The sequence below is a fragment of the Microbacterium sp. 69-7 genome (genome assembly GCF_001897985.1).
Classification (GTDB): domain Bacteria; phylum Actinomycetota; class Actinomycetes; order Actinomycetales; family Microbacteriaceae; genus Microbacterium; species Microbacterium laevaniformans.
The window spans coordinates 1-12,007 of record NZ_MKRU01000050.1 but is presented as its reverse complement, the minus strand read 5'-3'; the positions used below and the strand labels follow the sequence as shown (position 1 = coordinate 12,007).

14 protein-coding genes are annotated in these 12,007 nt (G+C 68.6%); 2 read left to right on the top strand and 12 right to left on the bottom strand.

Features of this window, described 5'->3' with window-relative positions:
• Positions 1–19 precede the first annotated feature (19 nt).
• Positions 20–1,777: a DUF8094 domain-containing protein gene (locus BGN98_RS04590; RefSeq protein WP_288119877.1), complete on the bottom strand. Its 1,758-nt coding sequence runs from the start codon at positions 1,775–1,777 to the stop codon at positions 20–22.
• A 167-nt stretch (positions 1,778–1,944) separates the two neighbouring features.
• Between BGN98_RS04590 and BGN98_RS04585 the strand changes: the two genes are divergently transcribed.
• Positions 1,945–3,024, top strand: coding sequence for an AI-2E family transporter (locus BGN98_RS04585; protein ID WP_036283736.1), 1,080 nt, complete (start codon positions 1,945–1,947; stop codon positions 3,022–3,024).
• Between the two features lie 3 nt (positions 3,025–3,027).
• Here the strand turns inward: BGN98_RS04585 and BGN98_RS04580 are convergent, their stop codons facing one another.
• The 9 genes from BGN98_RS04580 to rpsB all read right to left on the bottom strand — a co-directional run bounded on the left by BGN98_RS04580 (position 3,028) and on the right by rpsB (position 9,613).
• The gene (locus BGN98_RS04580; RefSeq protein ID WP_005050260.1) at positions 3,028–3,741 is read right to left on the bottom strand and encodes an alpha/beta hydrolase; all 714 of its coding nucleotides are present in this window, start codon (positions 3,739–3,741) and stop codon (positions 3,028–3,030) included.
• A gap of 1 nt (position 3,742) precedes the next feature.
• Positions 3,743–4,024, bottom strand: a complete 282-nt coding sequence (locus BGN98_RS04575) for an Rv1322 family protein (RefSeq protein WP_288119875.1) — start codon at positions 4,022–4,024, stop codon at positions 3,743–3,745.
• Between the two features lie 4 nt (positions 4,025–4,028).
• Positions 4,029–4,766, bottom strand: a complete 738-nt coding sequence (locus tag BGN98_RS04570; RefSeq protein ID WP_288119874.1) for an aggregation-promoting factor C-terminal-like domain-containing protein — start codon at positions 4,764–4,766, stop codon at positions 4,029–4,031.
• A gap of 48 nt (positions 4,767–4,814) precedes the next feature.
• On the bottom strand, positions 4,815–5,381 hold the full coding sequence (locus BGN98_RS04565) for a DivIVA domain-containing protein (RefSeq protein WP_288119873.1): 567 nt from the start codon (positions 5,379–5,381) through the stop codon (positions 4,815–4,817).
• Positions 5,378–6,400, bottom strand: coding sequence for a phosphatidate cytidylyltransferase (locus tag BGN98_RS04560; RefSeq protein WP_288119872.1), 1,023 nt, complete (start codon positions 6,398–6,400; stop codon positions 5,378–5,380). The genes BGN98_RS04565 and BGN98_RS04560 overlap by 4 nt, the downstream gene beginning before the upstream one ends.
• A 4-nt stretch (positions 6,401–6,404) precedes the next feature.
• Positions 6,405–6,959, bottom strand: a complete 555-nt coding sequence (frr, locus tag BGN98_RS04555) for a ribosome recycling factor (RefSeq protein ID WP_005050254.1) — start codon at positions 6,957–6,959, stop codon at positions 6,405–6,407.
• A 57-nt stretch (positions 6,960–7,016) separates the two neighbouring features.
• Positions 7,017–7,736, bottom strand: coding sequence for a UMP kinase (gene pyrH, locus BGN98_RS04550; protein WP_016465040.1), 720 nt, complete (start codon positions 7,734–7,736; stop codon positions 7,017–7,019).
• Positions 7,737–7,826: 90 nt separating this feature from the next.
• Entirely contained in the window at positions 7,827–8,654 is an 828-nt protein-coding gene (gene tsf / locus BGN98_RS04545) for a translation elongation factor Ts (RefSeq protein WP_061683709.1), read from the bottom strand.
• A gap of 89 nt (positions 8,655–8,743) precedes the next feature.
• Complete coding sequence (gene rpsB, locus BGN98_RS04540; protein ID WP_061683708.1) at positions 8,744–9,613, bottom strand: 30S ribosomal protein S2; 870 nt, start codon at positions 9,611–9,613, stop codon at positions 8,744–8,746.
• Positions 9,614–9,900: 287 nt separating this feature from the next.
• Here rpsB and BGN98_RS04535 point away from each other — a divergent pair, with 287 nt between their 5' ends.
• On the top strand, positions 9,901–10,485 hold the full coding sequence (locus tag BGN98_RS04535) for a M23 family metallopeptidase (RefSeq protein ID WP_288119869.1): 585 nt from the start codon (positions 9,901–9,903) through the stop codon (positions 10,483–10,485).
• Positions 10,486–10,601: 116 nt separating this feature from the next.
• Here the strand turns inward: BGN98_RS04535 and BGN98_RS04530 are convergent, their stop codons facing one another.
• Positions 10,602–11,498, bottom strand: a complete 897-nt coding sequence (locus BGN98_RS04530) for a tyrosine recombinase XerC (protein ID WP_036285347.1) — start codon at positions 11,496–11,498, stop codon at positions 10,602–10,604.
• A gap of 87 nt (positions 11,499–11,585) precedes the next feature.
• Positions 11,586–11,867, bottom strand: coding sequence for a DprA-like winged helix domain-containing protein (locus BGN98_RS04525; RefSeq protein WP_288119866.1), 282 nt, complete (start codon positions 11,865–11,867; stop codon positions 11,586–11,588).
• Positions 11,868–12,007 lie beyond the last annotated feature (140 nt).

The following is a 12,007-nucleotide window of genomic DNA, read 5'->3' as shown; positions in this document are numbered from 1 at the left end:
CCGAGGTGGGATCGCTCACTTAGGGGCCTACTTTCGCGTCGAGGATGGAGGTCGAGTACCCCAGCAGCTGGATGCGCTTGCTGGAACTCTGGGAGGGGACGAAGAAGAAGAGCTGGTCGACGAAGGTCGTCGTGAAGCCCGTCGAGGACTGATTCACGCCGGTGAGGGTCTGCACGATCGCGTTGTTGTCGAGCTTGATCACCGCGTCGGTGTTGGTGGGCTTGACAGTGTCGCTCTCGTGCACGGTCACCGCAACGATCGCGCCCGAATCCAGCGTGGCCAGAGAGATGGGTTCGTCCGGCCCCGCCGATGCCGCGTAGGTCAGCGTCCCCGTCTGCGCGCCGGTCTGGTTGAACGCCTGCAGCCGGGAGGCGCGGTTGTCGGCAACGAGCTTTCGGAAGGGGTCGTTCGTCGAATCGAACTGCGCCGCGAACGCGCTGCTGTCACCGTTGGTGAGGATGTCGGCATAGGCCGCGGCCACCTTGTTGGGGGCGAGCGCCAGGAAGGGCGAGTCGGGGTCGATCGAGATCGCGCCGACGTACGAGGGCGCGAGATTGAGACTGGCCTGCGACACCAGCTCGGCCTCCCGCGTGACCTTGTAAGGCGACCAGGGGTCCTCCTGGGTCACGCTGAGGATGACGTCGCCAGTTTCGATGACCGCGAAGAATGTGCGCGGCCACCCGTCGTACGCCTCGGGCAGGATGATCTTGACAGGCTTGTCGGGCAACGCGCTCAGTGCCGTGTGCGCGGCGACGTCGCGGAGCTTGTAGTCCGTCTCGCGGGCCGCCAGAGCAGAGCCCGTCAACCGCAGCGCAGCCGCCGCGGGATCCTTGGCGGCATCGGCCTTCGCCACCTGCTCGGAGACGCGCGTGAGGATGCGCTCGGCCTGCTGCTGGGTGACGGCGGGCCGTCCCTGATCCTGCGGCACGACGACACTCTCGGATGCCGTGGGCGTCGGCGTGCCGGCGAACTGCGGCCAGGCATCGGCAGTGCAGCCGGTGAACAGCAACGCGGCGACGCCGACGGCCGGAACCGCGATGAGTGAGCGCTTGCCGCGGGTCAACTGACGACGCGAGGGCGTGGCGCTGATGACGCCCTTGTCGGCCCCCGCGACCGCGACGTCGATGGGCTCGGTCACCGGCATCGGCAGACCCTTGCGGCGCGGGCCGCGCGATCGGCGTGCATGCCGCACGCCGAGGACGTACACGATGATGCCGATCAGCAAGAAGATGCTGCCCAGGACGATGAGAGGACCCGCCCACGGGGTCGTCGCTCCCGTCGGCCAGGTCACGGTGAGGCTGCTCGGCGCCGGCTTCACACCGTCGGTGGCGACGAGCAGGCTCATGTCCGCCGGAAGCTGCAGGGGGGTGATGAGGACGTCATCCTGCTGGAACTCATCCAGCCAGAGATCCGAGCCGACGGGGGTGATCGGCGCGCTGCCGGCGGCCGGCGGGTTCTTCGCCGCGACGGCCGTCGTCGTGGTGGCTCCCCCATCGACGGTCACGTGGGTGTACGAGGACGGCGTCAGCCAGGCTTCGAGGTCGGCCGTGCGCCCGTACGAGGCGAAGATCGTGCCCGCCTCCTGGACACGGAGGGTCTGTGAGCCGGCGTGGCTGTTGAGCACGCTGCCATCGATCAGGATGTACGGCGCGTCGCCGGTGACGGAGATCGTCTCGCTCTCGGTCCGCGGACCCTGCAGAACGGTGCGCTGGGCGATACCGGCGCCGATCATGACCGCAGCCAGCACGAAGGCCGTCACAGCCCAGACGAAACGCACGTAAGACACCTCCCGCGCGCACCGCAGACGGGATCGCGGCGCGCAATCGACGTTCCAGCCTAGCGACATCCTGCTGTGCGTCGCCCGGGAGGACCGTGATACCCCCGACGACCGCCGCGGCCGTGTCGCCCGCGAAAGCGCCGCGCGGTGCGTATTCTGACATCACCATGAAGCTGCAGCATCCGTTCCGCACGGCTCTCGTCGCCACGCTCGGCGTGGGCGTCGGCATCCTGCTCATCACCAGCGTGCAGTCGCTGTCGACGATCCTGCTGTACGTGGGGACGGCCCTGTTCCTCGCGCTCGGGCTCGATCCTCTCGTCAGCTGGCTGGAGCGTCGTCGCCTGCCGCGGTGGGCGGCGCTGCTGATCACCTTCGCGGCAGTGCTGGCGGTGTTCACCGGCATCGTGCTGATCGTCATCCCGGTCCTCGTGGGGCAGATCGCTCAGCTGATCACGCAGGTGCAGCGACTCATCGACAGCGCGGTCAACGGCTCGTGGAACCCCGTCGACGATCTGTCGAAGTGGCTGCACGCCACCTTCCCCGCGCTGGATGTCGACATGGCGTTCAAGTACGTGTCCGACTGGTTCAACAGCCTGGACTTCGCGCAGATCGGAACATCGGCCGGCAACGTGATCCTCGGCATCGGCGCCTCGATCATCTCGCTCATCACCGGGGCGATCATCATCCTGATCCTCACGATCTACTTCACCGCGTCGACGCCGTCGCTGAAGGCGTCGGTCGCACAGCTCGTGCCCGCCTCGAAGCGGGCACGTTTCGTCGACCTCTCGGAGCAGATCACCGCATCCGTGGGTCACTACGTCATGGGGCAGGTCACGCTCGGTGCCATCAACGGTGTCCTCAGCGCCGCCTTCCTCTCGATCATCGGGGCCCCGTTCCCGGCCGTGTTGGCGGTGATCGCGTTCTTCTTCTCGCTGATCCCCCTCGTGGGCACACTCACGGGTTCGGCGATCATCGTGCTCACCTGCCTCATCCCCGGACTCAGCTCGCCGCTGACGGCGATCGTGGCGCTCGTCTGGTACGTGGTGTACATGCAGGTGGAGGCCTACCTCCTCTCGCCGCGCATCATGAACCGCGCGGTGTCGGTGCCCGGCGCCGTCGTGGTGATCGCAGCGCTGGCCGGAGGCGCCCTGCTCGGACTCCTCGGCGCGCTCATCGCGATTCCCGTTGCCGCGAGCATCCTGATCATCTACCGTCAGGTGATCATTCCTCGTCAGAACGAGCGATGAGTCCTACTGCTCGTCCCATTCGGTGGCGAGGGGCAGCGCGTCGGGGTTGACGGCCGCGACGATCTCCGTGAGAACGCGGCGCGTCTGCGTCTCCCCCACCCACAGATGCTTGCCGCCGTCGACGGCGATGACCCGCGCATGGTCGATGGGGGCGAAACGGTCGTGAGCCTCGGCGGGGCGGAGATAGTCGTCGAACTCGGGGATGAGAGCCACCACCTGCCTGGTCTCTCCCCGCCACGCGGCGACGTCCGCCGCGGTGGCGCGATGCAACGGCGGGGAGAGCAGGATGACACCGTCGATCGCGTGATCCCGCCCGTACTTCAGAGCCAGTTCGGTACCGAAAGACCATCCCACGAGCCAGGGATGCGGCAGAGCCCGCGCCTCGACGAAAGCGAGCGCCGCGGCAACGTCGAACTCCTCGGCGCGTCCGCCGTCGAAGGCACCCTCGCTCGTGCCGCGGGGCGACGTCGTGCCCCGCGTGTTGAATCGCAGGACGGCGAGGTCGGCGAGGGCCGGCAGGCGTCCGGCGGCTTTCCTCAGGATGTGCGAATCCATGAACCCGCCGGCTGTGGGCAGCGGATGCAGTGTCACGAGCGTGGCGACCGGGTCGCGGTGCGCGGGCAGCGCCAGCTCTCCGACGAGAGTCAGCCCGTCGAGCGTTTCGAGCTCGATCTCCTCGCGCCGCGCGGGCAGAAGTACCGGTCCGCGAATCTCCATCTCATGCCACCTTCCAACAGGCCGTGTGCCAGTGCCGCCGCGCGGCCAGATCCGCGGCGTCGCCCAGGACGCCGTCCGCGCGCCACACCACGACGTGAGCCGCGCGCGGCGCTATAGATCGGCCGCACCCCGGGCAGACGTAGGTCTTCTGCGCCTGGACGGCACTGACCGGTTGCACGGTCCACTCGGCGCCGCGCCGGGACTCGGTACGCTTCCAGCCGCTCAACAGCCGATCGAACGAATCGTCGGCTGGTGAGGGGTGCCGTCGGTTCGCGCGCGGCATGTGCTCAATACCACCCCGTGGACTGTGAGTGCGACCACGCCCCGCACGGGCTGCTGTAACGTCCCCCGATGTAGCCGAGGCCCCAGGCGATCTGCGTTGCAGGATTGGTCTCCCAGTCTGCGCCCGCCGACGCCATCTTGCTTCCCGGAAGCGCCTGCGGGATGCCGTAGGCGCCGCTTCCCGCGTTGTAGGCGCCCACTCGCCATCCGGACTCCTTGTTCCACAGGGCGACCAGGCAGGCGAACTCGTCGTCGCCCCAGCCGCGCTGCTGAACCATCCCGTACGCGATGGACTGTGCCGTGCCCGGGTCGGGGGCCACGAACGGGGGCGACCACGACGAGCTCGACGACGACGATCCCTTCGCTGCCGACGGCGTGGGCGTCGGCGTGGGCTTGGGCGTGACGTAGACGCTGTACACGACGCCGTCGCGTCCGAGGCCGACTGTCTGGTCGGATGCCGCGAGGTACGCCTGGGCGTTGGCGATCGTCGACGCGTAGAGAGAAATGGGGGCGACCTCGGCGGCCTGGGCGCGCGGGCTCGTGGCCGTCATCGGTCCGATGTACGCGACGCCGAATCCGAGAACGGCCAGCACGGCGAATCCGCTCATGACGCCGCGTCGGCGCGACCACTTCGCGGTGGGGGCAGGCGGACGCACGCGACGCGGGGAAACCTGATTTCTCCGCGCGGCGCGCGTCTCGGGAACATCGACGCGGGCGGGCGTCGATTCGGCGTCGGCAGTCACAGTCCTCCGATTCTAGCGCGCTGCTCCGAGCCCGCCAGGCTGTCCTGATCAGACGACGGCGAGCATGACCTCGACGGTGGCGTCCAGGACAGCGTCCACCTGCGCCTCGCTGTAGCCCCGCCGCTGCATCCGGAAAGCGACCGAACGCACCTGGTCGACGGTCACCGGTTCGCCGCTCTCGAGGAAGCGTGCGATCTTGTCGGCGACCAGATCGACCTCGTCGACCCGGTAGCCGAAGCGCAGCATTCCGACGCGGCGGAAGCGACGGCCCTTGGGGCGGGTGAGGCGATCCAGCACCTCCTGGGCCAGCTTGCGCGACTGTCCCACCCATGCTCGTGCGCCGCGACGAGACAGTGCCTGTTCGCGTTCGCGGGCGGCGAACGCGTCTTCGATGCGGCTGAGAGCAGCATCGACCGCGACCACCTGGTATCCACGCCGCACGAGCGGAAACGCGGCCGTGCGGACGGCGGCCGCATCGATGTCTGTCGACTGCCCCGACTCGAACGCCGCGCGGGCGCGGGCCAGGAAATCGTCGACGGCATCGGGACGATAGCCGCGGGTGCGGCCGGACGTCAGCGGGAACGGCGGCGCGCTCGTCGCGGCGGCGTCGTTCATGAGACCACCAGAGGAGAGAAGAGGAAATAGAGAGCCAGAGCGGCGGCAGCCGAGGGCAGGATCGAGTCCAGCCGATCAAGCACGCCGCCGTGGCCCGGCAGCCATGAACTCATGTCTTTGATGCCCAGATCGCGCTTGATCATCGACTCGCCGAGGTCACCGACGGTCGCACACCCCAAGATGAGCAGCCCGAAGACCACGCCGGCCCACCAGGGGATGCCGAGGACGAACAGTGCCCACAGGACGGAGGCGATGAGAGTCGCCAGGGCTCCCCCGGCGAACCCCTCCCATGTCTTCTTCGGGCTGATCCGCGGCGCCATCGGGTGCGAGCCGAAGGCGAGCCCGGACGCGTAGGCTCCGGTGTCCGTCGCGACCACGGCGATCAGCATGCCGAGTACCCAGTACTCGCCCTGGTCCTGGCGCAGCAGGACCAGCGCGAGACTCGCCAGGAACGGGACGTACAGCGGGAGGAAGCCGGCGATCAGCACATCGCCGAGGACCTCGCCGTATCGACGCCCGTCGCGAGCGACCATCTGCGCGAGCAGCCGCCATACGATCACCGCGGTCACCGCCCCGAAGGTCAGCGCCCAATGCGTCAGGTGACCCGCGAAGAAAGCGGACAGCATGATGACCGCGCCGGCGACGATCTGCGGCCACACATCGACGCGCCGGCCGGCGGTCTGCAGCGCCCGGCTGAACTCGAACACGCCGAGCAGACACACCGGCACCGCGAACACGAGGAAGAGCCACTTGATGAACAGCAACGAGCCCAGCACCACTGCTCCGACCGCCAGCCCGATGAGGATCGCCATCAGAAGATTGCGACCGGTGCGCGCATTGATGCGGTCGGTGACTTCCTCGAAGTCGGCGCGAGCCCGGTCCATCTGGTGCTCGATCTCGGTGCGCGCGGCGCGCACGTGAGCCTGGAAGCTCGCCGAGCTTGCGGAGCGCGTGCGGTCCCCCTCCGGGTCCGGAGCGCCTCCGAGCCCGGCATCTCCCGGCGAGTCGGTGGTCGGCACGTCCTCAGACCTCGAGAAGCTCGGCTTCTTTGCGCTTGAGTGCCTCGTCGATCTCGTCGACGTGGCTGCGCGTGACGGCGTCCAGCTCCTTCTCGGCACGCACGAGATCGTCTTCGCCGACCTCGCTCTTGAGCGCGTCGAGCTCATCCTTCGCCTTTCGACGGATGCCGCGAAGGTGCACCTTGGCGTCTTCCCCCTTGGTGCGAACGAGCTTCACGTACTCCTTGCGACGCTCGGCCGTCAGTTCCGGCATCGACACACGCACGATGTTGCCGTCGTTGGACGGGTTCGCGCCCAGGTTCGGCATGTCGCGGATCGCCTGCTCGATCGCTTTGAGAGCGGACTTGTCATAGGGCGTGACGACCAGAGTGCGCGCTTCCGGCGTGTTCAGGGATGCCAGCTGGGCGAGCGGGGTCGGGGAACCGTAGTAGTCGACCAGGATCTTCTGGAAGAGCTGGGGGTTCGCACGACCCGTGCGCACGGTCGCGAAGTCATCCTTCGCAGCCTCCACGGCGCGGTCCATGCGGGCGGACGTGTCAGCCAGGATCTCGGCGATCACGGTCACTCCATTCGTTCGGTACGTCAGGGAAAAGTCTAGTGCGCAGCCTTGAGCGGCTCAGACGGTGACGAGCGTGCCGATGGATTCGCCCAGGAGCGCGCGCGTGACGTTGCCCGCGGGTTCCATGCCGAAGACACGCATGTCGATGCCGTTGTCCATGCACAGGCTGAACGCCGTGGAGTCCACGACTTTCAGGCCCCGCTGGAGGGCGTCGCGATACGTGATGGTGTCGATCCGGACGGCATCCGGGTTCGTCTTGGGGTCAGCCGTGTAGACGCCGTCGACGCCGTTCTTGGCGACCAGGACCTCGTCCGCGCCGATCTCGAGAGCGCGCTGCGCGGCGACCGTGTCGGTCGAGAAGTAGGGCAAACCGGCGCCGGCGCCGAAGATGACCACGCGGCCCTTCTCCATGTGCCGCTCGGCGCGACGCGGGATGTAAGGCTCTGCGACCTGAGTCATCGAGATGGCCGACTGCACACGTGTGGCAGCGCCGGCCTGCTCGAGGAAGTCCTGCAGCGCGAGCGCGTTCATCACGGTGCCGAGCATGCCCATGTAGTCGGCGCGCCCGCGGTCCATGCCACGCTGGCTCAGTTCCGCTCCGCGGAAGAAGTTGCCACCGCCCACCACGATGGCGATCTCCACCCGGTCGACCGCCGCGGCGATCTCGCGTGCGATCTGACCGACGACGTCGGGGTTGACACCGAGCTGGCCTCCTCCGAAGGCCTCCCCGGACAGCTTCAGGAGGACGCGACGGCGTCCGGTGTTCTCATCGGTCACGGGGGGTTCCTCTCGTCGAGATGCAGACTATCGAAGGCGGTGCACGGAAAAGGGGTCCGCATTCGGTGAATGCGGACCCCTTGACGCGACTTACGCGCCGACCTTGAAGCGGGCGAAGTCGGTGATCGTGATGCCGGCGTCGCCGGCGACCTTGGCGACGGACAGCTTGTTGTCCTTCGCGTAGTCCTGATCCAGCAGAGCGACCTGCTTGAAGAACGCGTTCACGCGGCCTTCGACGATCTTCGGCAGCGCCGCCTCCGGCTTGCCCTCGTTGCGGGAGATCTCCGTGACGATCTCGCGCTCCTTCTCGACCTCTTCGGCCGGGACGTCCTCGCGCGAGAGGTAGGTCGGGTTGGCGAACGAGATGTGCTGCGCGATCGAGCGCGCGGTCTCGGCGTCGTCACCGGTGTAGGCGAGCACGACGCCGACCTGCGGCGGAAGGTCCTTGCTCGTCTTGTGCAGGTAGATCTCAAACTTGTCACCCGTGATCGTGCGCACGCGACGCAGCTCGACCTTCTCACCGATGATCGCTGCCTCATCGGAGATGAGCTCGGCAACCGTCTTGCCCTCGGCATCCGCGGCCAGCGCGGCCTCGACGGAGTCGGCGCTGACGGCGGCGGCGGCCGCGAGCACCTGGTCGGCGAGAGCGATGAAGCGCTCGTTCTTGGCGACGAAGTCGGTCTCGGTGTTCAGCTCGAGGATGGTGACCTTGCCGTCGTTGAGGGCGGCGGCGACGAGGCCCTCGCTGGTGGAGCGGTCGGCACGCTTCGCGTTGCCCTTCGCGCCCTTGAGGCGGAGGATCTCGACGGCCTTCTCGAGGTCGCCGTCGGCCTCCTCGAGCGCCTTCTTGGTGTCGACCATGCCCGTGCCGAGCTGCTCGCGCAGGGCCTTGATGTCGGCGATGGTGAAGTTTGCCATGGGTGGTGGCTCCTTGCGTGTCGTGAGTTCTCGTGGGATGCCGGCGCGAAGCCGCCCGTCAGGAGCGGCTCCGCACCGGAGAAGTGGTCTTACTCGGCAGCGGTCGCTGCGGCGTCGCCCTCGGCCTTGGCCTCGGCGCCCGCGACATCGGCGGCCGACTCGGTGGCGATGGTCTCGACCTCGGCGACGTCGGTGACGACGGGCGTCTCGAGCAGCTCGCGCTCCCAGTCGGCGAGGGGCTCGGCGTCGGCGGACTCGTCGGTCGGCTGGTGACGCTGGATGAGGCCCTCCGCGGCGGCGTCGGCGATGATGCGCGTGAGCAGGCCCACCGAGCGGATCGCGTCGTCGTTGCCCGGGATCGGGAACTGGAACTCGTCGGGGTCGGCGTTCGTGTCGAGGATGCCGATCACGGGGATGCCGAGCTTCTGCGCCTCGCTGACGGCGAGGTGCTCGCGCTTGGCGTCGACGATCCAGATCGCCGAGGGCGTCTTGGTGAGGTTGCGGATACCGCCGAGCGACTTGTGCAGCTTGTCGAGCTCGCGCTTCTTCAGCAGGAGCTCCTTCTTCGTGAAGCCGCTGTCGGCGGGGTTCTCGAAGTTGAGCTCCTCGAGTTCCTTCATGCGGGCGAGGCGCTTGCTGACCGTCGAGAAGTTGGTCAGGAGGCCACCGAGCCAGCGCTGGTTGACGTACGGCTGGCCGACGCGCGTCGCCTGCTCGGCGATGACTTCCTGCGCCTGCTTCTTGGTGCCGACGAACAGGATGGTGCCGCCGTGCGCGACCGTCTCGCGGACGTACTCGTACGCCTTGTCGATGTACCCCAGCGACTGCTGCAGGTCGATGATGTGGATGCCGGAGCGCTCCGTCAGAATGAAGCGCTTGACCTTCGGGTTCCACCGGCGGGTCTGGTGTCCGAAGTGGACGCCGCTGTCGAGCAGCTGGCGAATGGTGACGACGGCCATGGCCGTTCTCCTTCTCTTTGGGTTGATCGCGTGGGCCGATCGGCCCGAGCGCCTGGTGCCCGGCGCACACCCGCTCACCGCTGTGGCGGTGAGACCTCGAGGTGTGGATGCCGCGGAATCCGTCCGGGGACGGGGCCGCTGTGGGCACGCGGAGTCACCCCGACCAGCGGGGTGCTCAGCCAGTGTATCAGCCGCAGCGCCTCCTCCCCCGACGCTCGCTGACGTCGGCCGCCCACAGATGCCCGTCGCGGCCGCCGTGGGTGGAAGGCGGCCGCGAGGGTGGAGCGATGAACGCAGATCGACAACGTCGCATGGTGAAACGCGTGATTCGGGTGGCAGGCACGGTGCTGGCGGTGACCCTCGCCGTCGTCTCCGGTGCATCCGGTGCCGCCGGGGCGGACGGGCATGAGCTGCGGCCGGCGAGTGGGTCCGCCGGCGCGGCGTCTGCGCGGTGGTCGTGGCCGGTCTCGCCGCCGCGCATCACGGTCGCCTACCGAGCGCCCGCTCATGCATACGGCCTCGGACACCGGGGCATCGATCTGGCCAGCGCAGTCGGTGCGGACGTACGGGCTCCCGACGACGGCGTCGTCGCCTTCGCCGGCGTCGTCGTCGATCGACCGCTGATCACGATCGACCACGGCGATGGACTGGTCTCGACGATGGAGCCCGTCAGCGCGATCGTGCCGGTGGGGACGAGTGTGCAACGGGGTGAACAGGTGGGCACCGTGGCGACGGGCGGTCACACGACGCCCGGCGAGATCCACCTGGGAGCGCGGAGAGACGACGTCTATCTCAATCCGCTGCGGCTGTTGGGCGAGGTGCCGCGGGCCGTACTGCTTCCGTGCTGCGAGCCCGCTCAACAGCCGGGATAGGTGTGGCCGGCGACGCTGGCGGCCTCATCTGGACAGCCGGTGAGCACAGACGCCGCGATGACGGCGGCATCGACAGCGGGCGCGCGGGTCTTCACGAGAGCAGGCCCGCGGCGCACTCACGCGCGAGGATGCGCCTGCCGGTAGGCGGCCGCCAGTCGCTCCGCCGAGACATGTGTGTAGATCTGGGTGGTTCCGAGGCTGGCATGACCGAGCATCTCCTGCACGGTGCGCAGGTCGGCGCCGCCGTCGAGCAGATGAGTGGCCGCTGAGTGGCGCAGCGTGTGAGGACCGACGCTCTGCCCGACCGTCGGGGAGACGACGCGCGAGACGACGTCGTAGGCGGAACGCGCGCCCAGCCGTGCGCCGCGGGCTCCGACGAACAGCGCCGCCGTTCCGGAGCCGCGTCCCACGAGCACGCAACGACCGCGCGCCAGATAGGCGTCGAGAGCGTGAGCGGCAGGAGCGCCGTACGGCACGACACGCTCCTTGCTGCCCTTACCCACGACACGGACCGTGCGGCGCTCGCGATCGATGTCGTCGACATCCGTCCCGCAGAGTTCGGACACGCGAAGAGCGGAGGCGTAGAGAAGTTCGACGAGCGCGGCGTCCCTCAACGCGATGGCATCGCCGCCGTGCGCGCGCGTCTCGGCATCCGTCAGCACGGCGGTCATGGCGGGCGCGGTCGCCACCTTCGGCAAGGAGCGCCCCCGGCGCGGGGCCACCAGTCGCAGCGCAGGGTCGACCTCGAGGCGCGCCGTCTGCCGAGCCCACGCGAAGAAGCCGCGCACGGCTGCTGTGCGCCGCGCGAGTGTCGCCCGTGCGTCGCCGCGTCGTGTCGCGGTCCACAGCCATTCCCGCAGATGCTCCAGATCGACATCCGCCAGATCGCGGTCTCCGATCACCGCGACGAGATCGCGCAGATCCCCCGCGTACGCGCGCACCGTCGCCGCGGACAGCCGCCGTACGTCCGAGAGCTCGCGCGTGTAGGCGTCGGCTGCTTCGGAGAGTCTCACCAGACCAGCATCCCTCGTCTCGAGGGTGCGCGGCGGGCGGCACACCGCAGTGCGTGGCTCGCACCGCGGTTCGCATGGCACCGCTCGTCACCACAGTCGCGCGGGTCGCGGCTCAGACCGGCGTCGCCATCCGTCGCCGCTGCGCTCGACACGTCCATCCAGTTCGAGTAGCGCAAGGATCCCGCTCGCCTCAGCGACGGAGAGGCCCGACAGGCGCGCGACCTCCGTGGTCGCACGCGCCCGACGACCGCTCAGCGCGTCCAGTACTCGCGTGCGCTCATCGGTACGCCCGCCGTCGCCGGGATCAGGCTCGTCGGCTGTGTCGCCAGAGATCCCCAAGAGCTCCCACGCATCGGCGGCGGAGGTCACACAGACCGCGCCCGCCTCGCGCAGGAGCCGGTGGCAGCCCGCGGATGCGGCGCTGGTTATCTGTAGTCATGTGTGGTCGTACGTGGTTGTCAGCGTCGGATGTAGATCGTCCTTGGGTGGACACTCCCGCAGCAGTGTCA